Consider the following 23,880-nt stretch of genomic DNA (forward strand, 5'->3'; position numbering starts at 1 on the left):
TACCCCCCCCCCCCCCCCCCCCCCCCCCCCCCCCCCCCCCCCCCCCCCCCCCCCCCCCCCCCCCCCCCCCCCCCCCCCCCCCCCCCCCCCGCCGCGTTCGCCGGTCACGGCACTCGGTGTGCCTCAGCCGTGCGTCTTCGCCAGCAGCTCCAGGATCTCCGCCGTCGTGCCGGTCTCGCCCAGCCGGGGGAAGATCTTCTCGACGCTGTGCGCGTGCGTCGCGGCGTCGCGGTCGGCCATCGCGTCGGTGGCCAGGGTGACGTGGTAGCCCATGGCGTAGGCGTCACGCGCGGTGGACTCCACGCCGATGCTGGTGGCGATGCCGGTCAGCACGATCTGCGTGACGCCGCGGCGGCGCAGCTGGACATCCAGGTCGGTGCCGAACAGGGCGCTCCAGTTGTGCTTGGTGACGTGGATGTCGCCCGCGTGGCCGGTCAGTTCGTCGACGATGACGTCCCAGCCCTCCGGGAACGCCGCGCCGCCGCCCTGCTGCTCGGTGCGGCCGGGCATGACGTCGGAGAAGTCGGCGGCGAAGGACACCCGGACCAGGACGACGGGCAGGTTGCGGGCACGGAACGCCTCGGCCAGCTCCACCGAGCGGGACAGCACGTCGGCGGCCGGGTGCGGCTGGGTGGGGGAGCCCACGATGCCGCGCTGGAGGTCGATCACGACGAGGGCGGTACGGGGGTCGAGCGTGGTGAGCGACATGAGTCGGCCAGACCTTTCGGGGGTTGTCTCAGGTGTCGTACAGGGTCGTACGGTCGTGCGGGGTGGTTCAGAGGGCGTGCGCGGTGGCGCGGGCCGGCCGCGGACTTCCTTGTGGCTACGGCCGCGACAGCCGCTGCATCAGCTCCAGGGCCGTCAGGATCGTCTGCCGTTCCTCGTCGCTGTACCGGTCCTGGAAGGCGCGCGCCAGCCACTCCTCGCGCATTTGCTTGTTGCCCTCGACGCGGGCCCGGCCGGCGTCGGTCAGGGTGACCAGCTGGCGGCGGCCGTCGTCCGGGTCGGGGGCGCGGCGGATCAGGCCGCGCTGCTCCAGCGCGGCCAGCGTCGTGGCCATGGACTGCGGGCGCACCCCCTCGGCGGCGGCCAGCGCGCTCGCGGTGGCCGCGCCGTGCTTGCCGACCAGGCTCAGCGCCGACTCCTGCGACGGAGTCAGGTCCGCGTCCTGGGCGACCTCGCGGATGCGGCGCCGCAGCCGGCTGAACGCCACCCGCAGATCGCGCGCCGCCCGGACGGCCGCCTCGGAGATGTCTTCCATGCCGTCACCCTAGGTCCGTCAGGAGAAACTGTCCAGTCGGAACTGTTCAGCTTTGCCTGACGAACTCGCGGGTACTCGTCGGGCGGCCCGTGACGGCGGCCCGAAAACCCCGCCGAGGCAGGCGGGCGGAAGAACGGTCCGGGAAGGCGGCCGGAGAGGAACCGATCCGGCGGACGCGAGGAGCACGGATGACCACTGGGGACTTGAGCCGCACCGGCGAGCGGACCGACCGTGCCGCGCTGGCCGCGGCCCTGCGCGCCGAGGTGGACGGCGAGGTCCGCTTCGACGCCGGCAGCCGCGGCGCCTACGCCACCGACGGCTCCAACTACCGGCAGGTGCCCCTCGGCGTCGTCGTCCCCCATACGGTGGAGGCGGGTGCCCGCGCGGTCGCGGTGTGCGCGCGGTTCGGAGCCCCCGTGCTGTCCCGCGGCGGCGGCACCAGCCTGGCCGGGCAGTCCACCAACACCGCCGTCGTGATCGACTGGAGCAAGTACTGCACCAGTCTGATCAGCGTGGATGCCGAACGGCGCACCTGCGTGGTGGAGCCCGGCATCGTCCTCGACGAACTCAACGACCAACTTGCCCTCCACAAGCTCCAGTTCGGGCCCAAGCCGTCCACCCACAGCCACTGCGCGCTCGGCGGCATGATCGGCAACAACTCCTGCGGCGCCTCCGCCCAGGCCTATGGCAAGACCGTCGACAACGTCCGGCGCCTGGAGATCCTCACCTACGACGGCACGCGCGCCTGGGTCGGCCCCACCCCGCCCGCCGAACGGGCCCGGATCATCGCCGGCGGCGGCCGCCTCGCCGAGATCTACACCGGCCTCGACCGCATCGCCACCGACTACCTGGCCGACATCCGCCGCGGCTACCCGAAGATCCCGCGCCGCGTCTCCGGCTACAACCTCGACTCGCTGCTGCCCGAGAACGGCTTCGACGTGGCCAAGGCGCTCGTCGGCAGCGAGGGCACCCTCGTGACCGTACTGCGCGCCGAACTCGACCTGGTGCCCGTGCCGCCGTACCAGTCGCTGCTCGTCCTCGGCTACGACGACATCTGCGCCGCCGCCGACGACGTCCCCCGCCTCCTGGAGCACTGCTCGCCCACCCAGCTGGAGGCCCTGGACGGGCGCATGGCCCAGCTGATGCGCGAGGAGGGCGCCTACCTCGACTCCCTCAACATCCTTCCCCAGGGCGACAGTTGGCTGATGGTCCAGTACAGCGGGCACAGCCAGGAGGACGTCGACGAACAGGCGCACGCCCTGCTGGCCGCCGTCGGCCGCGACGAGCACGGCCCCGACGTCGCCTTCTCCGACGACCCGGAACGCGAACAGAAGATGCTCAAGGCCCGCGAGGCCGGGCTCGGCGTCACCGCGCGCCCGCCGGACGACCGCGAGACCTGGGAGGGCTGGGAGGACTCCGCCGTACCGCCCGAACGCCTCGGCGACTATCTGCGCGACCTCAAGAAGCTGTTCGAGGAGTTCGACTACGACCACCCGTCCCTGTACGGCCACTTCGGGCAGGGCTGTGTGCACACCCGCATCCCCTTCGACCTCAGGACCGCCGAGGGCGTCGCGGACTTCCGCCGCTTTCTGGAGCGCGCCGCCGACCTCGTGGCCTCCTACGGCGGCTCGCTCTCCGGCGAGCACGGAGACGGGCAGGCCCGCGGCGAACTGCTCACCCGCATGTTCGGTGAGCGACTGGTCACCGCCTTCGGCGAGCTGAAGGACCTCTTCGACCCGGACGACCGGATGAACCCCGGCAAGGTGGTGCGAGCGCAGCCCGTCGACGGGCAGTTGCGCCTCGGCGCCGACTGGCGCCCGGACACCCCCGAGACCCGCTTCGGCTTCCCCGACGACGAGCACTCCTTCACCCGCGCGGTGCTGCGCTGCGTCGGCATCGGCAACTGCCGCAGCCACTCCGGAGGGGTCATGTGCCCCTCGTACCGGGCCACTCGGGAGGAGGAGCACTCCACGCGCGGACGGGCCCGGCTGCTGTTCGAGATGCTCAACGGGCACGCCGACTCCGCCATCCAGGACGGCTGGCGCTCCACCGCCGTCCACGACGCCCTCGATCTGTGCCTCGCCTGCAAGGGCTGCAAGTCCGACTGCCCGACCGGCGTCGACATGGCCACCCTCAAGGCGGAATTCCTCTCCCACCACTACGAGGGCCGCCTGCGGCCCGCCGCGCACTACGCCCTGGGGTGGCTGCCGCTGTGGGCCCGGCTGTCCCGCCTCGCGCCGTCCCTGGTCAACTCCGCGCTGCACGCGCCCGGTCTGGCCCGCGCGGGCAAGCTGCTCGCCGGGGTGGACGGCTCCCGCGCGGCGCCGGTGTTCGCCGAGGAGTCCTTCGTGCAGTGGTGGCGCGCCCGTGAGGGGGAGCGGCCGGACCCGGCCGACCCGCGCACGGTCCTGCTGTGGCCGGACACCTTCACCACCTACTTCCACCCCGCGATCGGACGCGCGGCCGTCCGCGTCCTGGAGGACGCCGGATTCCGGGTCGCCGTCCCCACCGAACCGGTGTGCTGCGGCCTGACCTGGATCTCCACCGGCCAACTCGACACCGCCAAACGGGTGTTGCGGCGCACCCTCGGCGTGCTCGCGCCCTATCTGGAGGCCGGCACCCCGGTGATCGGGCTCGAACCCTCCTGCGCCGCCGTCTTCCGCTCCGACGCCCCCGAACTGCTCCCCGCCGACCAGGACGTCCAGCGTCTCGCCGGGCAGTTCCGCACCTTCGCCGAACAGCTCGTCCACCACGCCCCGGACGGCTGGCAGCCACCCGGACTCGCCCGCCAGGCCGTCGTACAGACCCACTGCCACCAGCACGCCGTCCTCAAGGACGACGCCGACCGCGAACTCATGCGCCGGGCCCACCTCGACGTCGACGTCCTCGACGAGGGCTGCTGCGGGCTGGCCGGGAACTTCGGCTTCGAACGCGGCCACCACGAGGTGTCGATGGCCGTCGCCGAACAGGGGGTGCTGCCCGCGGTGCGGGGCGCCGCGCCCGACAGCCTGGTCCTCGCCGACGGCTTCAGCTGCCGCACCCAGATCGAGGAGGGCGGCACCGGCCGGCGCGCGCTGCACCTCGCCGAGGCCCTGGCGCTCGCCCTCGACGGCAACCTGCCGAGCGAGCAACCCGAACGCCTGGCCGACCGCCCGTCCCCGCCGTCCCGCACCGCCCGCTGGGCGACGGCCGCGGCACTCCCCGCTGCCGCCGCCCTGCCCGCGGGCGCCGCGCTCGCCCGGCGCCTGCTGCGGCGCCGCGCCTGAGGAGCCCGCATGAGCGACCGGCCGACCATCGACGCCCTCGACACCGCCGTCTACACCGTGCCCACCGACACACCCGAGGCGGACGGCACCCTCGCCTGGGACCGCACCACCCTCGTCCTGGTCACCGCCCGCAGCGGCACCACCACCGGACTCGGCTACACCTACGCCCCCGCCGCCACCGCCGGCCTGGTGCGCGAGGTGCTCGCCGGCACCGTCACCGGCCGACCGGCCCTCGATGTGCCGCGCGCCAACGAGGAGATGCTGCGGGCCGTGCGCAACGCCGGACTGCCCGGCGTGGCCGCGCAGGCGATCTCCGCCGTGGACATCGCCCTGTGGGACCTCAAGTCCCGCCTCCTCGGCCTGCCCCTCGTCCACCTGCTCGGCGCCGCCCGCGACGAGGTGCCGGTCTACGGCAGCGGCGGCTTCACCACCTACGACGCCGAGCGGCAGAACCGCCAACTCCGCGACTGGACGCAGGAGATGGGCATCCCCCGCGTGAAGATCAAGATCGGGGAGTCCTGGGGCCGCCGTACCGACCGCGACCTCGAACGCGTCGACCGGGCCCGAGCCACCATCGGCGACGCGGCGGAGCTGTACGTCGACGCCAACGGCGCCTACACCGGCGGCCAGGCCCGGCGCCTCGCGGGCCCCCTCGCCGCGGCGGGCGTCACCTGGTTCGAGGAGCCCGTCTCCTCCGACCACCTCACCACCCTCGCCGACCTGCGCCACCGCCTCCCGATGGACGTCACGGCCGGTGAATACGGTTACACACTCCCGTACTTCGCGCACCTGATCGACGCCGGGGCCGTCGACTGCCTCCAGGCCGACGTCACCCGCTGCGGCGGCATCACCGTCTGGCTGCGCGCCGCCGCGCTCGCCCACGCGCACGGCATCGACATCTCCGGCCACTGCGCGCCGGCCGCCCACGCCCACGCCGCCGCGGCGGCGCCGGGCCTGCGCCATCTGGAGTGGTTCCACGACCACGTCCGCATCGAGCGGCTGATCTTCGACGGCGTCCTCGACCCGAGCGGCGGAACCATCACTCCGGGCGCCGACGGGGCTCCCGGACTGGGACTGTCCCTCGCGACGGAGCGCGCGGAACCGTACCGGGTGAAGTGAACCCACCGACAAGGAAAGGGAGTCGAACGCCATGCCTACGACCGTCGTGATCACCGGCGCCAGCGCCGGGATCGGCCGCGCCACCGCCCGCCGCTACGGCCGGCGCGGGGCCAATGTCGTCCTGGTCGCACGCGGCGAGGGCGGCCTCGGGGCGGCCGCCGACGAGGTCGCGGCGCTCGGCGGGCGCCCCCTCGTCCAGCCCGCCGACATGGCCGACCCGGCCCAGGCGGAGGCCGTCGCGGCAGCCGCCGAGCGGGAGTTCGGCCCCATCGACGTCTGGATCAACTGCGCCTTCGCCTCCGTGTTCGCGCCCTTCGACGAGATCACCCCGGACGAGTACAAGCGCATCACCGAAGTGACCTATCTGGGCTTCGTCAACGGCACCCGCGCCGCCCTCGCCCGGATGCTGCCGCGCGACCGGGGCACCATCGTGCAGGTCGGCTCCGCGCTCGGCGAACGCTCGATCCCGCTGCAATCGGCGTACTGCGGCGCCAAGCACGCCATCAACGGCTTCACCTCCTCGCTGCGCACCGAACTCATGCACCGCGGCAGCCGGGTGCGCGTCACCATCGCCCAGATGCCCGCCGTGAACACCCCGCAGTTCGACTGGGTGCGCTCCCGCCTGGACCGCCACCCCATGCCGGTCCCGCCGATCTACCAGCCGGAGGTCGCCGCCCGCGGCGTCGTGTACGCGGCCGACCACCCCCGCCGCAAGCAGTACTACATCGGGGCCTCCACCGTCGCCACCATCTGGGCGAACCGCCTCTTCCCGGCCCTCCTCGACCGCTACCTGGCCCGCACCGGCTACGACTCCCAGCAGACGACGCGCATCCCGCCCACCGGCGAGGACAACCTCTTCACCCCCGTCGACCGCGACCCCGCCGCCGACCGGGGCGCCCACGGCGCGTTCGACGACAGCGCGCACGCCCACTCCTGGCAGGAAGCCCTGGTACGGCACCCCGCCGGCACGGCCCTCGGCGCGGGCGCGGCCACCCTCGCCGCCGTCGCGGGCCTCCGCCGCCTGACCCGTTCCGCGGCCTAGGCTGAGGCCGTGCGTCTCCTGCTCGTCTCCGACACCCATCTGCCCAAGCGCGCCAAGCGGCTCCCGGACGAGCTGCTGGACGAACTCCCGCGCGCGGACGTGGTGGTGCACGCCGGGGACTGGGTGGACACCGCCACCCTCGATCTGCTGGAGCGCCGCAGCCGCCGGCTGATCGGGGTGTACGGCAACAACGACGGGCCCGAACTGCGCGCCCGGCTGCCCGAGGTGGCGTACGCCGAACTGGGCGGCCTGCGCTTCGGGGTGGTGCACGAGACCGGGTCCGCGCAGGGTCGCGAGGCCCGCTGCGCCGCGCGCTTCCCCGACCTCGACGTGCTGGTGTTCGGGCACAGCCACATCCCCTGGGACACCACCGCCCCCGGCGGCCTGCGCCTGCTCAATCCCGGCTCGCCGACCGACCGCCGCCGCCAGCCGTACTGCACCTATATGACGGCCGAGGCGGCGGGCGGGACGCTCACCGAGGTGACCCTGCACCGGCTACCGCGACGGTAGCGCGGCGCACGGTCACCACCCGCACCCCGCGTACACCGTGGCCCCCGCCCCCGGCACCGTGCGCGACCGGAAACCGGGCCCGCACCTGCCTATGACACTGGACCCGCGCCAGCCCCGCCCCCGGACCAACACCGCCCTCCGCTCCCGGAACCGGACCGGCCTACGGCACGGGACCCGCACCGCCATCCGCCCCCGGACCCGGACCCGCACCGATCTACGGCACTGGTCCAGCACCGGCTTCCGGCACCGGACCCGCGCCGGTCTCCGCCCCGCGCACCACCGCCGCGAGCCGTTCCAGTGCCGCCAGGCTGTTTCCCGCCACGAATGCGTCCACGCTCGGCAGTGCCGCCGCCATTCCCGCGGCCGTCGGCGCGTAACCCGGCCGCGCCTTGCGGGGGTTGGCCCAGATCACCCGGTGGGCCAGTGCGTGCAGCCGGCGCATCTGGGCGCCCAGCAGCGCGGGATCGTCGCGCTCCCAGCCGTCGGAGAGCAGCACGACGACCGCGCCGCGCGCCATGCCCCGCTGCCCCCAGCGGTTCAGGAACTCGCGCAGTAGCTCGCCCAGCCGGGTGCCGCCCCGCCAGTCGGGCACCGCCGCCGCGACCGCCGCCATCGCCGTGTCCGGGTCCCGCGGGGACAGTTCGCGGGTCACTCGGGTCAGGCGCGTGCCGATCGTGAAGACCTCCGTACGGCCACCCCGCGCCGCCGCGTGGGCGAAGCGCAGCAGCGCGTCCGCGTACGGCGTCATCGAACCGCTCACGTCGACCAGCAGCACCACCCGGCGCGGCCGGTCCACACGGGCGTGCCGGCGCAGCCGGGCCGGTTCGCCGCCGCGCCGCAGCAGTTCGCGCACGGTACGGCGGGGATCCACCGCCCCGCGCCGCGCGGGCCGCCGCCGCGCGGAGCGCCGGGCCTCGCCGCGCAGCGCGAACGCGGCCAGCAGTCGGTGGAGTTGGGCGCGCTCGGCAGCGTCCAGCGTGGCGATGTCACGGTGCCGCAGCACCTCCGTGGAGCTGGCCAGCACCGCGGCGGGCGGGCCCAGCGGATCGCGTTCGCCGCGGGCAGGGCCACCGCTCGCCGCGTCCCGCGCGCGCAGCCGGGGCCGGGGCGGAGCGGGAGCGCGCACCGCCGGCGGCGCGGCGGACGCCTCCGCGGGACCGAAGTAGGCGGCGAACACCCGCTCGTACCGCTCCAGATCGTTTGGGGAGCCGCACAGCGTCGCCCGCCCCGCCGCGCGCACATCCGCCCGCACTCCGGGCCGCAGCACGGACACCGCCCGCAGGAAGGCGTACCCCCGCTCGGTGCTCGCCTCGACCCCCGCCGCGCGCAACGCCCGTACGAAACCGAGCAGTACGGCATCCGCCCCGGCGAGCCCGGCGCCCGCGACCCCAATCTCCGGTGTCTCCTCCTGCCCGCCGCCGGACATACCGCTCACCCGCCCCGCGCCGCCAGCACCGCCGCCAGGTCGAGCCCTCGCGCCCGGTCCGTGTCCTCCCGGTACTTCAGGACCGAACCCAGCGTGGAGACGGCGAGTTCCGCGTCGACCTCGTTCGCGCCCAGGGCGTCCAGCGCCTCGGCCCAGTCGATGGTCTCCGCGACACCCGGCGGTTTCACCAGGTCCGCGCCGCGCAACGCCTGGACGAGTGCCGTCACCTGCTCGGCGAGCCGCACCGACACCGACGGCAACCGGCGCCGCACGATGGCCAGTTCGCGGGCGAAGCCGGGATGGTCGAACCAGTGGTACAGGCACCGCCGCTTCAGCGCGTCGTGCACCTCACGGGTCCGGTTGGAGGTGAGGACGACCACCGGCGGCACCTCGGCCCGCAGCGTGCCCAGTTCCGGGATCGTCACCGCGTACTCGGACAGCAGCTCCAGCAGGAACGCCTCGAACTCGTCGTCGGCCCGGTCGATCTCGTCCACCAGCAGCACCGACGGCTGTGTCTGGAGGGCCTGGAGCAGCGGCCGGGCGACGAGGAACCGCCGGTCGTACAGCTCGTCCTCCAGCCGCTCCGCGTCCCGGACCCCGGCCGCCTCCGCCGCGCGCAGATGCAGCAGCTGACGCGGGAAGTCCCAGTCGTACAGGGCCTGCGAGGCGTCGATGCCCTCATGGCACTGCAACCGGATCAGCGGCGCGCCGAGCGCCTCGGCGAGGGCGGCGGCGAGCGCGGTCTTGCCGACGCCCGCGTCGCCCTCGCAGAACAGCGGCCGGTGCAGTCTCAGCGCCAGGTAGCAGGTGACGGCCAGCCCCTCGTCGACGAGGTACCCCGTCTCCTCCAGGCGGGCCCGCACCTGGTCCGGGCCGTCCATCCCGGTGATCGGCGCTCACCCCATCCCGGCGGCGGTCAGCACCGCCCGCCTGGTCAGCACCTGCGCCAGCTGCGCCCGGTAGTCGGGCGCGGCCGAGGCGTCCTGCCCCGGCTGGGTGCCCTCGGCCGCCGACCGCGCGGCCCGCGCCACCGCGTCCGGCCCGTCGGCACCGGCCAGCGCCGCCTCCGCCGCCCTCGCCCGCAGCGGGGTCGCGCCCATGTTGGTCAGGCCGACCCGCGCCTCGGCGATGTGCCCGTCCTCCCGGTGCACCATGGCCGCGATCCCGACGATCGCCCAGGACTGCGCCACCCGCTGGAACTTCTCGTAGTGGAAACCCCAGCCGTCCGCCTTCGGCAGCCGCACCTCGACCAGCAACTCGTCCGGGGAGAGGGCCGTTTGGAGGTAGCCGACGAAGAACTCCCGTGCCGGGATGGCGCGTCGGCCGGCCGGGCCCGCCGCGACCAGTTCGGCGTCCAGTGCCAGCGCGACCGCGGGCAGATCGCCGGCCGGGTCGGCGTGCGCCAGCGAGCCGCCGAGCGTGCCCCGGTGCCGTACCGCCGGATCGGCGACGGTCGCCGTGGCGGCCGCCAGCAGGCCCGCGTGGCGGCGCACCAGCGGATCGCGGATCACGTCGTGGTGGGTGGTGAGCGCGCCGATCACCAGGGTGTCGCCGTCCTCGCGCACCCCCGCGAGACCGGGGATCCGGCCCACGTCCACCACGAGCTCCGGGAAGGCGAGGCGCAGCCGCAGCAGCGGCAGCAGGCTCTGCCCGCCGGCCAGCACCTTCGCCTCGTCGCCCGCCTCACCGAGCAGCCGTACCGCCTCCTCGACGGTCTCCGGGCGGGCGTACTCGAACGCCGGGGGAATCATGCCGTCGCCTCCTTCACCGCGCGCCACACCCGCTCCGGGGTGCAGGGCATCCGTACGTCGTGGACGCCCAGCGGCCGCAGCGCGTCCACGACGGCGTTGACCACGGCGGGCGTCGACGCGATCGTCCCGGCCTCGCCGACCCCCTTCACCCCGAGCGCGTTGGACGCCGCGGGGGTCTCGGTCCGGTCGGTCACGAACTCCGGCAGATCGGGGGCCGAGGGCACGAGATAGTCGGCCATGCTGCCGGAGACCAGGTTGCCCTCGTCGTCGTAGACGGCCTCCTCGTACAGCGCCTGCGCGATGCCCTGCGCCAGCCCGCCGTGCACCTGACCCTCCACGATCATCGGATTGACCACCTGGCCGACGTCGTCCACACAGACGTACGACCTGATCCGCGTCCGCCCGGTCTCCGTGTCGACCTCGACCGCGCACAGATGCGTGCCGTGCGGGAAGGAGAAGTTCTCCGGGTCGACCACGTGCTCGGCGTTGATGGAGGGTTCCACCCCGTCGGGCAGATCGTGGTTGGTGAACGCCTCGAAGGCGATCTCCTGGATGGACTTGCGCGCCTCCGGGGAGCCCTTCACGGAGAAGACGCCCTCCCGGAACTCCAGGTCCCGCTCGCTCGCCTCCAGCAGATGCGCGGCCACCCTGCGCGCCTTGCCGACCACCGTGGTCGCCGCCCGGTGCACGGCCTCGCCGCCCACGGCCAGTGACCGCGAACCGTAGGTGTCCATGCCCTGCGGGGAGGACTTGGTGTCGCCGTGCAGCACCTCGACGTCCTCGAACGGCACGCCGAGCACGTCCGCCGCGATCTGGCTCCAGCAGGTCTCGTGTCCCTGCCCGTGCGGGCTGGTCCCGGTGACCACCTCGACCTTGCCGGTGGGCAGCATCCGGATGCCCGCCGCCTCCCAGCCGCCCGCGCCGTACCTCAGGTCGCGCAGCACCCGGCTCGGCGCCAGGCCGCACATCTCCGTGAACGTCGATATGCCGATGCCCAGGCGCACCGGATCGCCGCGCTCGGCGCGCTCACGCTGCTCGGCGCGGAGCGCTTCGTAGCCGAACAGGTCGAGCGCCTTCGCGGTGGCCGCCTCGTAGTCACCGCTGTCGTACGTCAGCCCGGCGATCGTGGTGTACGGGAACTCCTCGTGCCGGATCCAGTTGCGGCGCCGCAACTCCACCGGGTCCAGGCCCAGTTCGGCGGCCAGCTCGTCCATGATCCGCTCGATCGCGAACGTCGCCTCCGGACGGCCGGCGCCCCGGTAGGCGTCGGTGGGCGTCCGCGTCGTGAAGACACCGGTGCAGGTGAACTCGTAGGAGTCCATCTTGTAGATCGCCGGGTACATGAACGCGCCCAGGATCGGGATGCCCGGTGTGACCAGCATCAGATAGGCGCCCATGTCCGCGATCAGGTCCACCTTCAGGCCGAGCAGCCGGCCCTCGCGGGTGGCCGCGACCTCGATGTCCTGGATCATGCCGCGCCCGTGGTGGGTGGCGAGATAGCCCTCGGAGCGGGATTCGGTCCACTTCACCGGCCGCCCCAGCCTGCGCGCGACCGCGAGGGCCAGGGCCTCCTCGCCGTACACCTGGAGTTTGGAGCCGAAGCCGCCGCCGACGTCCGGGGCGATCACCCGCAGCTTGTGCTCCGGGATGCCGGTGACCGTCGCCAGCATGATCCGCAGGATGTGCGGGATCTGGGTGGCCGAGTACACGGTGTACTCGCCGGAGGCGGCCAGCGGGGTGACCACGACCGCGCGCGGCTCCATCGCGTTGGGGATGAGCCGCTGCTGGTGGTAGCGCCGCTTCACCGTCACCTCGGCGCGCCCGCGCACCGCCTCGAAGCTCTCCCCGGCGGCCAGCGGCCAGGTGTAGCAGCGGTTGGTGCCCTTGTCGGCATGGACCAGCGGAGCGCCCTCGGCGAGCGCCGCCTCCAGGTCGAGGACCGGGGGCAGCGGCTCGTAGTCGACCTCGACGGCCTCCAGCGCGTCGGCCGCCGCGTACCGGTCGCGCGCCACGACGACCGCCACCGGGTCGCCCGCGTAGCGGACCTCCTCCACCGCGATCGGCGGATGGTCGGGCAGCACGATGTCCTCGGTCACCGGCCACGCGCAGGGCAGCGAGCCGAGCCCTTCGGCGAGGTCCGCGCCGCTGAACGCGGCGAGCACACCGGGGCGTTCGAGCGCCGGCGCGACATCGACGCGGGTGATGCGGGCATGCGCCATCGGGCTGCGCAGGATGGCCAGGTGCAGCAGCCCGGCGACCTGGATGTTGTCGGTCCAGGTGGTCTGGCCGGTGAGCAGCCGGGCGTCCTCCTTGCGCAGCCGGGACCGGCCGACCTCCCGCCCCGCGCCGGCCTCGCCCGCCACGGCCTGATCGGTCATGCCCCGACCTCCTCGCCGACCTGCGCTCCGGACGGGGCCTCGGCCCGCGCCCCGGAGCCGTCCTGCTGTCCGGCGGCGGCGAGCACCGCGCGGACGATGTTCTGGTAACCGGTGCAGCGGCAGAGATTGCCCTCCAGAGCGTCGCGCACCTCCCCGGAGGTGGGGTGCGGGTTCTCCCGCAGGAGGTCCCGCGCCGCCATGATCATGCCGGGGGTGCAGTAGCCGCACTGGAGGCCGTGCTGCTCGTGGAACGCGCGCTGGAGCGCCGTCCACTCGCCGTCCCTCGCCAGGCCCTGCACGGTCGTCACCGCGGAGCCGTCCGCCTGGACGGCCAGCACCGAGCAGCTTTTGACGGACGCGCCGTCCAGGTCGACCGTGCACGCCCCGCAGCTGGAGGTGTCGCAGCCGATCGGGGTGCCGGTCAGACCGAGGCGGTCGCGCAGATAGTGGGCGAGGAGCAGCCGGGGCTCCACGTCGTCCTCGTAGACCGTGCCGTCCACGGTCACCTTGATGTGGGTCATGCGCCCTCCAGACCGTGCGGGCAAGACGACTATCAGCCGGTCCGGCGTGATGTAGGTCACTCTATGACCGGGGTGCGGGCCCGGCGAGCGCTGCGGCAGCTACGGCCCGAATTTGTTGAGGGTTAACCCATCGCTTGGGGAGGAGTGCTCCGATATGCACGGAGCGTGATAAGTCGTCGCCCCGAGTCACGCCCCTTCGGCGCGCGGGATCCGGCGGGAACTGGTCTGCTGGGAAAGGGGCGGGCCGCCGTACCCCTGCCCGTCGCTCGCGAGACCCTTCCGCGGAGAGATCCATGAGTAGCTATCGAGTCGCCCAAGTGACCGCCGCGAACGGCACGTTCGAGCTGGCCGAGCGGGAGATGCCGAGTCCCGGCCCCGGACATGTGCGGATCGCCGTCGAGGCGTGCGGCGTCTGCCACAGCGACGCGCTCTTCGTCAGTGCCGCGGTGCCCGGCATCACCTTCCCCGAGGTGCCCGGACACGAGATCGCCGGGCGCATCGCGGAGTTGGGAGAAGGGGCGGCCGGCCGGGGCTGGCAGGTCGGCGACCGGGTGGCCGTGGGCTGGTTCGGCGGGAGCTGCGGCTACTGCCGGGCCTGCCGCGAGGGCGACTTCATCGTGTGCGAGCGCCTGAAGGTGCCGGGCTGGGCCTACGACGGCGGCTTCGGCGAGCAGGTGGTCGCGCCCGTCGACGCCCTGGCCCGGATCCCGGAAGCGCTGGCCGCGAGCGACGCGGGGCCGATGGCCTGCGCGGGCGTCACCACCTTCAACGGGCTGCGGCGCAGCGCGGGGCGGCCCGGCGACCTGGTCGCGGTGCTCGGCCTGGGCGGGCTCGGGCACCTCGGCGTGCAGTACGCGGCCGCGATGGGCTTCGAGACGGTCGCGATCGCCCGCGGCCCCCAGAAGGCCGACTTCGCCAAGCAGCTCGGCGCCCACCACTACATCGACAGCACCGCCGCGACGCCGGTCGCCGAGGCGCTCCAGTCCCTCGGCGGCGCCAAGGTCGTCCTCGCCACCGCCGGCAACTCCGAGGCCATCGCCGCCACGGTGGACGGCCTGGGCCACCGGGGCGAACTGGTCGTCATCGGCGCGGACATCGCCCCCCTCGGCATCAACCCGAACCAGCTCCTGATGGCCGCCCGCGTGGTCCGCGGCCACCCCTCCGGGACCTCGCGGGACGTCGAGGACACCATGGCCTTCAGCGTCCTGCACGGCATCCGCCCGATGACGGAGAAGGTCCCGCTGACGGAGGCGGACGCGGCGTACCGGAAGATGATGGCCGGGAACGCGAGGTTCAGGATGGTGCTGGCGGAGGGGTGAGCGGGGGAGTCGGGAGTCGGGGCGGGAGCGCGGGGTAGGGCGCGGGTGCGGCCGGCTCCCGCCGCGCGCAGGCGGTACGGCCAACTCCCGCCAGGCAGAGCCGAGTGCGACCAGTAGGGCCGAGCCCCGGACCGCGGAGCCGAGGCGATCGGGCGGTGAAGTCCCGTACGGGGCGACCGTGTGCGAGCGGGCGGTCATGCACCGTGCGGGGCGACCGTGTGCGAGCGGGCGGTCATGCACCGTGCGGGGCGACCGTGTGCGATCGGGCGGTCAGGCATCGTGCGGGGCGACCGTGTGCGAGCGGGCGGTCAGGCATCGTGCGGGGCGACCGTGTGCGAGCGGGCGGTCAGGCATCGTGCGGGGCGACCGTGTGCGATCGGGCGGTCAGGCATCGTGCGGGGCGACCGCGTACGATCGGGCGGCCAGGCACCGTACAGGGCACCCGCTTACGGCCGCGCGGTCAAGCCCCTTACGGGGCGCGACCGCATCGACCGGGCGGTCAGCTCCCGTACCCGCGAACCGCGTACGACCGGCGCGGCCGTGCCTCGCGGTCACGCGGCCGGGTGTGACCGTCCCGTCCCCTTCCGTCAGGCCGCCGCGCGTCCCGCCGCGGCCGTCTCCGCCGCCGTCACCGTCTGTTCCAGCAGCGTGGCGATCGTCATCGGGCCGACGCCGCCCGGCACCGGGGTGATCAGGGAGGCCCGTTCGACGGCCGAGTCGAAGTCGACGTCGCCGACGTTCCCGGCGTTGTAGCCCGCGTCGATCACGACCGCGCCGGGCTTGATGTCCTGGCCCCGCAGCAGCCGGGGCCGGCCGACCGCGGCGACGACGATGTCGGCCTCGCGGACCGCCGCCGACAGATCACGGGTGCGCGAGTGGCAGTACGTCACCGTCGCGTCCCTGGCCAGCAGCAGCATGCCCACCGGCTTGCCGAGGATCGCGCTGCGGCCCACCACCACGGCCCGCTTGCCGGCCGGATCGACGCCGTACTCGTCCAGCAGCCGCAGGATGCCGCCCGGCGTGCAGGACACGAAGCCCGGCAGGCCGAAGCTCATCGTGGCGAAGGAGGCGAAGGTGACCCCGTCGACGTCCTTCTCGGGCGCGATCGCCTCGAACGCCGCCCGCTCGTCGATGTGGTCGCCCACCGGGTGCTGGAGCAGGATTCCGTGCACCGCCGGATCGGCCGACAACTCCCGCAGCGTGCCCACCAGTTCGGCGGTGCTCGTGCGCGCGGGCAGGGCCACGTGCCGGGAGGTGATGCCGGCCTTGCGGCAGCGGTTCTGCTTCATCCGCACGTACGTCACGGACGCCGGGTCCTCGCCGACCAGCACGGTCGCGAGACACGGCGTCACACCGGTCCGCGCGGTGAGTTCCGCCGCCCTGCGCGCGGTGTCCCCGACGATGCGACGGGCGAGGGCGGTTCCGTCCATGAGACGGGCCTGAGTCATGCGGCACACTCCTGAGCTGGATCGATTCGACTCGCCCAGGCGCGCGGCAACCACGACGGACCGCTCCCCGGTGGTACTCCACCTCAGCGCCAGTCACGGCCCGCGTACAGCGTAACCGAGGAGCGTACGACCGGGTCGGCTCAGCTGGACCGGGGTGGCTCAGCGCGTCCGTCCGTGCCGCACCAGCCGGACCCGCCGCGCCCGCGGCACCGCGACCCGCGGACGCCCCCGCACCACCCTCAGCACCGACCGCACCACCGCCGTCGTCACCGGGACACCCACCGCCGAGACCGGCCCGCGGCGCCGGGGCCGCGCTCGGCCCACCCCCGCGCGGGCCGAGAAAGTCCAGGTCAGCCGGGAGCTGACCTGGACCCGCGCGAACCTCCTGGCTACTCGTCCCATGCCTGGATCAGGATCTGCTCGGCGATCTTCCCGTCCCGCAAGGTGATCATCGACTCGGCGAGGACGCGGGTGCCGTCCCCGTACTGGCAGGACTCGGTGAACGCGGCGTGGTCGCCCTGCACCACACACCGGTCCAGCTTGTGGATCATGTCGCGGCGGTAGATGTCGTCGAGCATCTCGGCGATCTCGCCGCGGCCGTGCACGATCTTCGGGTGGCTGGGCTGGCTGTCGCGGTCGACGATGCGGATCTCCGCGTCGTCCGCGTACAGGGACAGCAGCGTGTTCCCGGTGTTCCCCTCGATGCCCCGGCGCAGTGTCTCGATGTCGAAGGCGGAGCCTGTCGCGGTGCCCATGGTGACCTCCTTCAGGCGCTCGCGGCCCGGCGCGCGACGGACCGTACGGCCCCGTCTTCGAGCGTCCCCCGGCCCGGCGGCCCCGGCAAGCGCACGGGACGGGCTCCGCCTCACGAGTGAGCGCGGGCCGCCACCCGTGTCCGGCCGGGCGCCCCGGCCGTTGCTGAGGGCATGATCTCAACACGCCGTATCGTCGCCGCCCTCGGTCTCGCCGCGGGGGTCACGGGCCTGGCCGCACCCCTCGCCAACGCGGCCGACGCGAGCGCCACCCACACCGGGCAGATCAACCCCATGACCGTGCTCGACACGCTCACCACCGGCAACATCCCCGCCGAGCAGCGGGCGCAGCTGCCCTCGACCTCCGAGCAGCTCAAGGCCCTCAACCAGATCAGCCGGCTGGAACAGCTCAGCGAGCTGCACCAGGTCACCGACATCGTGGCGCCGGTGACGGGCCTGGTGCCGGCCGTCGGCTGAGCCGACCCGCGACGCCGGCGGCCGACCCGTGGTGCCGGCGGCCGGGGTCAGGCCCCGCGCCGAGGCGTCACCCCCGGTACCGACGCCTCACGCCGGGGCGCCGCGCAGTCGCGGCCCGCTGCCCGTGTCCAGCACCGCCCAGTCCCGCGCCACGGCATACGCCGCGCCGGGGGCGGTGCCGGGCGGCAGGCCGGCAGCGAGCGCCCGGACCAGGGCGTCCGCCGGGCCCAGCTCCAGCCAGGTACGCACCCTGTCCCGGTGCAGCCCGGCGACCACGTCCGTGAACCGCCGGGTCACCGGGCCCGGCAGCCAGAACCCCGGCTCGGCGGTCTCGGCGCCGACCGGGCGGCCGGTGACATCGGAGACGAGGGGCAGCCGCGGCGGGCTCGGGTGGAGCGTGGCGAGCGTACGGCCGTAGGCGGCGCGCAGCGCCCGCGGCGCCGCCTCGTCCGGGGCGCCGTCCAGCAGCCGGGCCAGCGTGCCGACCGCGTGGCAGGCGTCCGCGAGCGAGAAGACCCCGGCGGCGTACGCGGCGGCCATCCGCCCGGCTCCGAGCCCGAACAGCACATCGGGCCGAGCACCCCAGCCGAGCAGCAGCCGGTACTGCGCCACCTGGAGCGCGAAAAGCGCCGGCCCGGCGTACGCCACCCGGCCCAGCAGCGCCGCGGTCCGGGTGCCGGGGTCCGCGGACATCACGCATTTCAACGGCAGTTCGAGATACGGGTCCAGACGCGCGCACAGCTCGTCCAGCGACTCGGCGAACAGCGGGAAAGCCGCCGCGAGTTCACGTTCCGTTCCACGGCGCGGCGAGGCACCGGCCGAGAACAGGAATGCGGTACGTCCCTTACGGCCATCAGCGAGCATGCCTCCATGAAGACACGGCCGGGTAAGCACCCGGACCAGCCGGGTTCCCGCACCGCGCAAAGGAATTGCCATCAGCGAACGTCGTCATCCGGTGCGATTCTTGCGCAATTCATAAGCGCCCCTCGGGCCGGGAGGGAGACGGACGCGCAGGAGGTGCCGTGGGCGGGCCCGGCCGGAGCCCCGTCGTCGTCCTCGCGCTGCCGCCGCTGCCCGCCGGGGGAAAGATCCACGTTCCCCGCCGTGGCCCGCTCCGCCGCCCATCGGGCGCGCGTAGGGTCTGCACCGTAAGCACTCGATGGAAGGAAACAGACCATGGCGCAGGAAGTACGCGGCGTGATCGCACCGGGCAAGAACGAGCCCGTACGAGTCGAGACGATCGTGGTGCCCGATCCCGGTCCGGGCGAGGCCGTGGTACGCGTCCAGGCCTGCGGTGTCTGCCACACCGATCTGCACTACAAGCAGGGCGGCATCTCCGACGACTACCCCTTCCTGCTCGGCCATGAGGCCGCCGGTGTGGTGGAGTCGGTCGGCGACGGTGTCACCGAGGTCGCGCCCGGCGACTTCGTCATCCTCAACTGGCGTGCCGTCTGCGGCAACTGCCGGGCCTGTCGGCGCGGCCGCCCCTGGTACTGCTTCGACACGCACAACGCCGAGCAGAAGATGACCCTCGCCGCCACCGGCCACGAACTCTCCCCGGCCCTCGGTATCGGCGCCTTCGCCGAGAAGACCCTGGTCGCCGCCGGCCAGTGCACCAAGGTCGACCCGTCCGTCTCCCCGGCCGTCGCGGGCCTCCTCGGCTGCGGCGTGATGGCCGGCATCGGCGCCGCCATCAACACCGGCAACGTCGGCCGGGGCGACTCGGTCGCCGTCATCGGCTGCGGCGGCGTCGGCGACGCGGCCATCGCCGGCGCCGACCTGGCCGGCGCGGCGAAGATCATCGCCGTGGACATCGACGACCGCAAACTGGAGAAGGCCCGCACCCTGGGCGCCACCCACACCGTCAACTCCACGCGGCAGGACCCCGTCGAGGCCGTCCGCGAGCTGACCGGCGGCTTCGGCGCCGACGTCGTCATCGAGGCGGTCGGCCGCCCGGAGACGTACCAGCAGGCCTTCTACGCCCGTGACCTGGCCGGCACCGTCGTCCTCGTCGGCGTCCCCACCCCCGAGATGAAGCTCGAACTGCCCCTGCTGGACGTCTTCGGCCGCGGCGGCGCCCTCAAGTCCAGCTGGTACGGCGACTGCCTGCCCTCCCGTGACTTCCCCATGCTCATCGACCTGCACCTGCAAGGCAGGCTGCCGCTCGACGCGTTCGTCACCGAGACCATCCGACTGGACGAGGTGGAGAAGGCGTTCGAGCGGATGCACCAGGGCGACGTGCTGCGCTCGGTGGTGGTGCTCTGATGACCGCCCGCATCGAACACCTCGTCACCTCCGGGCAGTTCAGCCTCGACGGCGGCACCTGGGACGTCGACAACAACGTCTGGATCGTCGGCGACGACCACGAGGCGATCGTCATCGACGCCGCCCATGACGCCGACGCCATCGCCCGCGCCGTGGGCGACCGCCGGCTCACCGCCATCGTGTGCACCCACGCCCACAACGACCACATCGACGCGGCGCCCGCCCTCGCCGACCGCACCGGCGCGGTCATCTGGCTGCACCCCGACGACCTGCCGCTGTGGCGGATGACCCACCCCGACCGCGAACCCGACCGGCTCCTCGTGGACGACCAGGTCATCGAGGCGGCCGGCGCCGACCTCAGCGTGCTGCACACCCCCGGCCACGCGCCCGGCGCGGTCTGCCTCTACGACCCCGCGCTGGGCGCCGTCTTCACCGGCGACACCCTCTTCCAGGGCGGCCCCGGCGCCACCGGACGCTCCTTCTCCCACTTCCCGACGATCATCGACTCCATCCGCGGCAAACTGCTCACCCTCCCGCCCGAGACCAGGGTCCTCACCGGCCACGGCGACTCCACCACCATCGGCGCCGAGGCCCCCCACCTGGAGGAATGGATTAAACGCGGGCACTGAACCGCCTTGTGCGCATAGGGTCGCGGACATGACCACGAACACGCTCGTGACCCTGCACGACGTCCGCGTCCTGCGCTGCGCCCCCGACGGCCCGCCCCTGGACGGGGAGCGCGCGGCACTGGACCTGATCGGCGACGCCTTCGGGCAGGACGCCCAGCTGGTCGAGGTGCCGGTGGCCCGGATCGCGCCCGAGTTCTTCCGGCTGCGGTCCGGTGTCGCGGGCGCCGTCGTGCAGAAGTTCGTGAACTACCGGGTGCGGCTCGCCGTCGTCGGCGACATCACGGCCCACACCGCGGCGAGCGACGCCCTGCGCGACTTCGTCCACGAGTCCAACCAGGGCGACCAGTTGTGGTTCCTGCCGGACCCCGCCGCCGTCGCCGACCGGCTCGCCCGCTAGCGGCCACCTCCGGTTCACGATGGTGAAAGACCGCGCGGACGGCCGTACCGTCACCCCATGAGCGATCACACCCGTTTCGCGGGACACGGAGTTCTCGTCACCGCGGCGGCCCGCGGTATCGGTGCCGCGGTCGCCCGGCGGCTCGCCGAGGAGGGCGGCCGGGTCCTGGTGACCGACCGGGACCCGGCCGAGGCCGAGCGGACCGCCGCCGCGCTGCGCCAACAGGGGCTGAGTGCCGAGGCGTTCGCCTGCGACGTCGCCGACCGCACCGCCGTGGAGGCGGCCGTGGCCCGCGCCGTCGACGCCTTCGGCTCCCTGGACGTGCTGGTCAACTGCGCCGCCCACTGCACCCCGGACGCCCCGCGCTTCGAGGACGGCACGGACGAGTCATGGGCCCGCGACCTCGACATCACCCTGACCGGCGTCCACCGCACCTGCCGCGCCGCCCTGCCCCACCTGGCCGCCTCCGGACGCGGCGCGATCGTCAGCATCGGCTCCGTCAACGGCCTCCAGGACTTCGGCAACCACGCCTACAGCGCCGCCAAGGCCGGCCTCGGCTCGCTGACCCGCACCCTCGCCGGGCACGCGGCGGCGCGGGGCGTGCGGGTGAACCTGGTGGCGCCGGGCACGGTGCGCACCTCGGCGTGGGAGGGGCGCGCCGGCGATCTGGAGGCCGTCCGCGCCCTGTACCCGCTGGGCAGGATCGGCGAACCCGAGGACATCGCCGCCGCGGTCGCCTTCCTCGCCTCCCGCGACGCCGCCTGGATCACCGGCACCACCCTGGTGGTCGACGGCGGCCTCACCTCGGTGCACACCGGCTTCCGCGCCGCCCTGCACGAACCCCGCAACTGACCGTCGCACCAGGCCGGTTGGGTCTACGCTCCCGCGCGCATCGTCCGTCGCAGCCGCCCCAGCAGCTCCCGTGCCGCCGGGCTCAGCGGGCCTCGGGTCCGCCAGGCGAGGGCCACGCGGCCGCGGGCGCGCGGGTCGGCGAGCGGGAGGGTGCGCAGACCGGGGCGGGGGGCCTGGCCGGGCAGGACGGCGACGCCGAGGCCGCGCGCCGCGAGGCGGGCCAGCGCGTCCGGGGTCGCGGCCTCGAACACGACGTGCGGTGGGAACCCGGCCCCGGCGCACAGCCGTTCCAGCACCGCCCGCATCCCGGTTCCGCGCGGTAGCCCGATCAGCCGCTGCCCGTCCAGCGCGGCCGGCGGGACGGCGCCCCCGTCCCGGTGCGCGGCCAGCAGCGGATGCTCCGGTACGGCCGCCACGACCAGCGGCACGTCCACGCACACCTCCCAGGCGATGCCCGCAGGCGGGACCCGGTCCGCCACCCCGGCCACCGCGAGGTCCAGGGCGCCGCCGCGCAGCGCGGACAGCATCGCCTCCGACACGTCCTCGGTGAGGGTCACCTCCACGCCGGGATGCGCCCGGTGGAAGTCGGCGAGCAGCCCGGCGAGGTCGAACGGATGGGTCAGGGCGCCGGGCACCAGGCCGATCGCGACCCGCCCCCGCAGCAGGCCCGTGTACTCCTGGACCGTCTGCCGCACCCCCTCGACCGCCGCCAACGCGGCCCGCGCGTACGGCAGTACGGCCTCCCCGGCCTCGGTCGGCCGCACGGTGCGCCCCGAACGGTCCAGCAGCGGCTGCCCCAACTCCCGCTCCAGCTGCCGTATCTGCGCACTGAGCCCCGGCTGCGCGAGGTGCAGCCGTTCGGCGGCGCGGGTGAACCGGCCTCCTCCACCACCGTCACGAAATAGCGCAGCTGCCTCAACTCCATAACGGATCATGCTAGGTGCGATACGGACCCGGTCTTGGACGAGCCGAAGCGGCGCTCACCATGCTGAGGCGTATGGACAAGGCAACGGAAACCGCCGCGCTGATCGCCGCCGAACGCCGCGAACTGGCCAATCTTTTCGAAGAGTTGTCACCCGCGCAGTGGGACGCGCCCAGTCTGTGCGCCGGCTGGCGGGTACGGGAGGTCGTGGCCCACATGTCGATGGGATTCTGGTACCCGACCGCGAAAGTGCTGCTGGAGCTGGCCAGGGCGCGCGGGAGCCTGAACCGGATGACCGACCGGCTCGCTCGCCGGGACGCCGCCGCCCACCCGGACCGCGACCTCGCCCGCTTCCTGCGCACCCACGCCCGCCACCCCTGGAAACCCCCGGTCGGCGGCCTCGCGGCGGCCCTCGGCCATGACGTCGTCCACGGTCTGGACGTCACCGTCGCCCTGGGCCTCGACCGGCGCGTCCCCGAGGAGCGGCTGCGGATCCTCCTCGACGCCGTCGACCCGCGCGCCTTCCGCTTCTTCGGCACCGACCTCACCGGGGTGCGGCTGTGCGCCGACGACCTCGACTGGTCCTTCGGCACCGGCGCGCCCCTGCACGGCCGGGCCCAGGACCTGCTGCTCGTCGCCTACGGCCGGACGCTCCCCGCCGGCCGGCTCCGGGGTGAGGAAGTTCACCGTTTCGTCACGGCGTGACCAGAAAGGCAACCCCGATGCGCCCGATCGGGTCTACTTGTCCGGGATCGTGGGAAACGCACGAAGACATCCAGGGGGAGGCCCTGGGCAAAACGGTGACACGAAGGAGAAAAGCCCTCATGGGGGACATACGCAGACGAGGTGTGGTGGCACTCGGACTCACGGGGCTGGTGGCGCCGCTCACACTCGCCCTCACCACGGCACCGGCCCAGGCCGCGAGTTCCTGCACCACGGCGACGGGTCCGTACCAGAAGCAGGCGGAGAAGTTCCTCGGCCGGCCGGTCGACGGCCGTCAGTCCGCCGCCGACTGCAAGGCGATCCGCTCCTTCCAGGCGAAGAACGGCATCACCCCCACCATCGGGTACGCGGGACCCGTCACCTGGGGTGTGATGAACCTCATCAACCAGCAGAAGGCCATAGGGAAGAACCCCAACAAGAGCGGCAAGTGCCCGGTGAACAAGGGCCGGATCGCCTGTGTGGACCTGACGCACCAGCTCAGCTGGATCCAGGACGGCAAGAAGCTCGTCTACGGCCCGGTGCCCGTGCGCACCGGCCGCAAGGGCTTCGTCACCCGGACCGGACTGACGAAGGTCTACTGGCGTGACCTGCACCACGTCTCGACGCTCTACGACGTGTCGATGCCCTACAGCCAGTTCTTCAACGGCGGGGAGGCGTTCCACTCGGTCGGACTGAGCATGTGGAACCCGCCCGGCTCGCACGGCTGCGTCAACATGACCCCGAAGGACGCCAAGAAGTACTGGTCGCTGCTGCGGACCGGCGACGACGTCTTCGTGTACGGCCGCAAGCCCGGCACCTGAGCGCCCGCTCCTCCCCTCGTCC

At 73.6% G+C, this 23,880-nt stretch carries 23 protein-coding genes and 1 riboswitch; of the genes, 12 read left to right on the forward strand and 11 right to left on the reverse strand.

Going from position 1 to position 23,880, the window contains the following annotated elements:
• Positions 1–123: 123 nt before the first annotated feature.
• The gene (locus AC069R_RS03845) at positions 124–708 is read right to left on the reverse strand and encodes an isochorismatase family protein (RefSeq protein WP_478764260.1); all 585 of its coding nucleotides are present in this window, start codon (positions 706–708) and stop codon (positions 124–126) included.
• A gap of 115 nt (positions 709–823) precedes the next feature.
• Entirely contained in the window at positions 824–1,261 is a 438-nt protein-coding gene (locus AC069R_RS03850; protein WP_478764262.1) for a MarR family winged helix-turn-helix transcriptional regulator, read from the reverse strand.
• A gap of 188 nt (positions 1,262–1,449) precedes the next feature.
• Here AC069R_RS03850 and AC069R_RS03855 point away from each other — a divergent pair, with 188 nt between their 5' ends.
• The 4 genes from AC069R_RS03855 to AC069R_RS03870 are packed head-to-tail and all read left to right on the forward strand — an operon-like array spanning position 1,450 to position 7,198.
• Entirely contained in the window at positions 1,450–4,527 is a 3,078-nt protein-coding gene (locus tag AC069R_RS03855; RefSeq protein ID WP_478764264.1) for an FAD-binding and (Fe-S)-binding domain-containing protein, read from the forward strand.
• A gap of 9 nt (positions 4,528–4,536) precedes the next feature.
• Positions 4,537–5,646, forward strand: a complete 1,110-nt coding sequence (locus AC069R_RS03860) for an enolase C-terminal domain-like protein (protein ID WP_478764266.1) — start codon at positions 4,537–4,539, stop codon at positions 5,644–5,646.
• Positions 5,647–5,677: 31 nt separating this feature from the next.
• Positions 5,678–6,688 (forward strand): SDR family oxidoreductase, encoded by a 1,011-nt coding sequence (locus tag AC069R_RS03865; protein WP_478764267.1) that lies wholly within the window; start codon positions 5,678–5,680, stop codon positions 6,686–6,688.
• A 9-nt stretch (positions 6,689–6,697) separates the two neighbouring features.
• On the forward strand, positions 6,698–7,198 hold the full coding sequence (locus tag AC069R_RS03870) for a metallophosphoesterase family protein (protein WP_478764269.1): 501 nt from the start codon (positions 6,698–6,700) through the stop codon (positions 7,196–7,198).
• 214 nt (positions 7,199–7,412) lie between these two features.
• On the opposite strand, the gene AC069R_RS03875 is transcribed toward AC069R_RS03870, so the two are convergent.
• Genes AC069R_RS03875 through AC069R_RS03895 form a run of 5 tightly spaced genes read right to left on the reverse strand, consistent with a single transcriptional unit; the run spans position 7,413 to position 13,274 of the window.
• Complete coding sequence (locus AC069R_RS03875) at positions 7,413–8,624, reverse strand: vWA domain-containing protein (protein ID WP_478764739.1); 1,212 nt, start codon at positions 8,622–8,624, stop codon at positions 7,413–7,415.
• Positions 8,625–8,629: 5 nt separating this feature from the next.
• Complete coding sequence (locus tag AC069R_RS03880) at positions 8,630–9,505, reverse strand: AAA family ATPase (protein ID WP_478764271.1); 876 nt, start codon at positions 9,503–9,505, stop codon at positions 8,630–8,632.
• Positions 9,506–9,520: 15 nt separating this feature from the next.
• Positions 9,521–10,375, reverse strand: coding sequence for an FAD binding domain-containing protein (locus AC069R_RS03885; protein WP_478764273.1), 855 nt, complete (start codon positions 10,373–10,375; stop codon positions 9,521–9,523).
• Entirely contained in the window at positions 10,372–12,753 is a 2,382-nt protein-coding gene (locus AC069R_RS03890; protein WP_478764275.1) for a xanthine dehydrogenase family protein molybdopterin-binding subunit, read from the reverse strand. Before AC069R_RS03890 ends, AC069R_RS03885 begins: the two co-directional genes overlap by 4 nt.
• Positions 12,750–13,274 (reverse strand): (2Fe-2S)-binding protein, encoded by a 525-nt coding sequence (locus AC069R_RS03895; RefSeq protein ID WP_478764277.1) that lies wholly within the window; start codon positions 13,272–13,274, stop codon positions 12,750–12,752. Before AC069R_RS03895 ends, AC069R_RS03890 begins: the two co-directional genes overlap by 4 nt.
• A 293-nt stretch (positions 13,275–13,567) precedes the next feature.
• Between AC069R_RS03895 and AC069R_RS03900 the strand changes: the two genes are divergently transcribed.
• A complete protein-coding gene (locus tag AC069R_RS03900; RefSeq protein ID WP_478764278.1) occupies positions 13,568–14,593 on the forward strand; it encodes an alcohol dehydrogenase catalytic domain-containing protein in 1,026 nt (341 codons plus the stop codon).
• A 587-nt stretch (positions 14,594–15,180) separates the two neighbouring features.
• Here the strand turns inward: AC069R_RS03900 and AC069R_RS03905 are convergent.
• On the reverse strand, positions 15,181–16,041 hold the full coding sequence (locus AC069R_RS03905; RefSeq protein WP_478764280.1) for a bifunctional 5,10-methylenetetrahydrofolate dehydrogenase/5,10-methenyltetrahydrofolate cyclohydrolase: 861 nt from the start codon (positions 16,039–16,041) through the stop codon (positions 15,181–15,183).
• Positions 16,042–16,067: 26 nt separating this feature from the next.
• Positions 16,068–16,148, reverse strand: a riboswitch (ZMP/ZTP riboswitch).
• 282 nt (positions 16,149–16,430) lie between these two features.
• Positions 16,431–16,796 (reverse strand): nuclear transport factor 2 family protein, encoded by a 366-nt coding sequence (locus tag AC069R_RS03910; protein ID WP_397982499.1) that lies wholly within the window; start codon positions 16,794–16,796, stop codon positions 16,431–16,433.
• Positions 16,797–16,967: 171 nt separating this feature from the next.
• Between AC069R_RS03910 and AC069R_RS03915 the strand changes: the two genes are divergently transcribed.
• Positions 16,968–17,270 carry a hypothetical protein gene (locus AC069R_RS03915; protein WP_397982498.1) on the forward strand — a complete coding sequence of 101 codons (303 nt, stop codon included), beginning with the start codon at positions 16,968–16,970 and terminating at the stop codon, positions 17,268–17,270.
• A gap of 87 nt (positions 17,271–17,357) precedes the next feature.
• Here the strand turns inward: AC069R_RS03915 and AC069R_RS03920 are convergent, their stop codons facing one another.
• Entirely contained in the window at positions 17,358–18,134 is a 777-nt protein-coding gene (locus AC069R_RS03920; protein ID WP_478764282.1) for an acyltransferase domain-containing protein, read from the reverse strand.
• 312 nt (positions 18,135–18,446) lie between these two features.
• Here AC069R_RS03920 and AC069R_RS03925 point away from each other — a divergent pair, with 312 nt between their 5' ends.
• From AC069R_RS03925 to AC069R_RS03940, 4 genes are read left to right on the forward strand one after another with little or no spacing between them, the layout of a single operon-like run.
• Positions 18,447–19,535 (forward strand): S-(hydroxymethyl)mycothiol dehydrogenase, encoded by a 1,089-nt coding sequence (locus tag AC069R_RS03925; RefSeq protein WP_478764284.1) that lies wholly within the window; start codon positions 18,447–18,449, stop codon positions 19,533–19,535.
• On the forward strand, positions 19,535–20,164 hold the full coding sequence (locus tag AC069R_RS03930; RefSeq protein WP_478764286.1) for an MBL fold metallo-hydrolase: 630 nt from the start codon (positions 19,535–19,537) through the stop codon (positions 20,162–20,164). The genes AC069R_RS03925 and AC069R_RS03930 overlap by 1 nt, the downstream gene beginning before the upstream one ends.
• A gap of 28 nt (positions 20,165–20,192) precedes the next feature.
• Entirely contained in the window at positions 20,193–20,561 is a 369-nt protein-coding gene (locus tag AC069R_RS03935; RefSeq protein WP_478764287.1) for a DUF4180 domain-containing protein, read from the forward strand.
• A gap of 57 nt (positions 20,562–20,618) precedes the next feature.
• A complete protein-coding gene (locus AC069R_RS03940) occupies positions 20,619–21,413 on the forward strand; it encodes an SDR family NAD(P)-dependent oxidoreductase (protein WP_478764288.1) in 795 nt (264 codons plus the stop codon).
• A 23-nt stretch (positions 21,414–21,436) separates the two neighbouring features.
• Here the strand turns inward: AC069R_RS03940 and AC069R_RS03945 are convergent, their stop codons facing one another.
• Positions 21,437–22,348, reverse strand: a complete 912-nt coding sequence (locus AC069R_RS03945) for a LysR family transcriptional regulator (RefSeq protein ID WP_478764290.1) — start codon at positions 22,346–22,348, stop codon at positions 21,437–21,439.
• Positions 22,349–22,410: 62 nt separating this feature from the next.
• On the opposite strand from AC069R_RS03945, the gene AC069R_RS03950 reads away from it, so the two are divergent.
• A complete protein-coding gene (locus AC069R_RS03950; RefSeq protein ID WP_478764291.1) occupies positions 22,411–23,040 on the forward strand; it encodes a maleylpyruvate isomerase family mycothiol-dependent enzyme in 630 nt (209 codons plus the stop codon).
• Positions 23,041–23,159: 119 nt separating this feature from the next.
• Positions 23,160–23,858: a L,D-transpeptidase family protein gene (locus tag AC069R_RS03955; RefSeq protein WP_478764293.1), complete on the forward strand. Its 699-nt coding sequence runs from the start codon at positions 23,160–23,162 to the stop codon at positions 23,856–23,858.
• Positions 23,859–23,880 lie beyond the last annotated feature (22 nt).

Source organism: Streptomyces sp. NPDC043952, assembly GCF_056435325.1.

Bases quoted from the DNA above. Each gene is read 5' to 3' on its own strand.
- AC069R_RS03935 (WP_478764287.1), top strand. From the start codon at position 20,193: ATGACCACGAACACGCTCGTGACCCTGCACGACGTCCGCGTCCTGCGC.
- AC069R_RS03895 (WP_478764277.1), bottom strand. From the start codon at position 13,274: ATGACCCACATCAAGGTGACCGTGGACGGCACGGTCTACGAGGACGAC.
- AC069R_RS03945 (WP_478764290.1), bottom strand. From the start codon at position 22,348: ATGATCCGTTATGGAGTTGAGGCAGCTGCGCTATTTCGTGACGGTGGT.
- AC069R_RS03950 (WP_478764291.1), top strand. From the start codon at position 22,411: ATGGACAAGGCAACGGAAACCGCCGCGCTGATCGCCGCCGAACGCCGC.
- AC069R_RS03855 (WP_478764264.1), top strand. From the start codon at position 1,450: ATGACCACTGGGGACTTGAGCCGCACCGGCGAGCGGACCGACCGTGCC.
- AC069R_RS03845 (WP_478764260.1), bottom strand. From the start codon at position 708: ATGTCGCTCACCACGCTCGACCCCCGTACCGCCCTCGTCGTGATCGAC.
- AC069R_RS03910 (WP_397982499.1), bottom strand. From the start codon at position 16,796: ATGGGCACCGCGACAGGCTCCGCCTTCGACATCGAGACACTGCGCCGG.
- AC069R_RS03875 (WP_478764739.1), bottom strand. From the start codon at position 8,624: ATGTCCGGCGGCGGGCAGGAGGAGACACCGGAGATTGGGGTCGCGGGC.
- AC069R_RS03860 (WP_478764266.1), top strand. From the start codon at position 4,537: ATGAGCGACCGGCCGACCATCGACGCCCTCGACACCGCCGTCTACACC.
- AC069R_RS03850 (WP_478764262.1), bottom strand. From the start codon at position 1,261: ATGGAAGACATCTCCGAGGCGGCCGTCCGGGCGGCGCGCGATCTGCGG.
- AC069R_RS03890 (WP_478764275.1), bottom strand. From the start codon at position 12,753: ATGACCGATCAGGCCGTGGCGGGCGAGGCCGGCGCGGGGCGGGAGGTC.
- AC069R_RS03905 (WP_478764280.1), bottom strand. From the start codon at position 16,041: ATGACTCAGGCCCGTCTCATGGACGGAACCGCCCTCGCCCGTCGCATC.
- AC069R_RS03955 (WP_478764293.1), top strand. From the start codon at position 23,160: ATGGGGGACATACGCAGACGAGGTGTGGTGGCACTCGGACTCACGGGG.
- AC069R_RS03885 (WP_478764273.1), bottom strand. From the start codon at position 10,375: ATGATTCCCCCGGCGTTCGAGTACGCCCGCCCGGAGACCGTCGAGGAG.
- AC069R_RS03880 (WP_478764271.1), bottom strand. From the start codon at position 9,505: ATGGACGGCCCGGACCAGGTGCGGGCCCGCCTGGAGGAGACGGGGTAC.
- AC069R_RS03940 (WP_478764288.1), top strand. From the start codon at position 20,619: ATGAGCGATCACACCCGTTTCGCGGGACACGGAGTTCTCGTCACCGCG.
- AC069R_RS03865 (WP_478764267.1), top strand. From the start codon at position 5,678: ATGCCTACGACCGTCGTGATCACCGGCGCCAGCGCCGGGATCGGCCGC.
- AC069R_RS03930 (WP_478764286.1), top strand. From the start codon at position 19,535: ATGACCGCCCGCATCGAACACCTCGTCACCTCCGGGCAGTTCAGCCTC.
- AC069R_RS03915 (WP_397982498.1), top strand. From the start codon at position 16,968: ATGATCTCAACACGCCGTATCGTCGCCGCCCTCGGTCTCGCCGCGGGG.
- AC069R_RS03900 (WP_478764278.1), top strand. From the start codon at position 13,568: ATGAGTAGCTATCGAGTCGCCCAAGTGACCGCCGCGAACGGCACGTTC.
- AC069R_RS03925 (WP_478764284.1), top strand. From the start codon at position 18,447: ATGGCGCAGGAAGTACGCGGCGTGATCGCACCGGGCAAGAACGAGCCC.
- AC069R_RS03920 (WP_478764282.1), bottom strand. From the start codon at position 18,134: ATGCTCGCTGATGGCCGTAAGGGACGTACCGCATTCCTGTTCTCGGCC.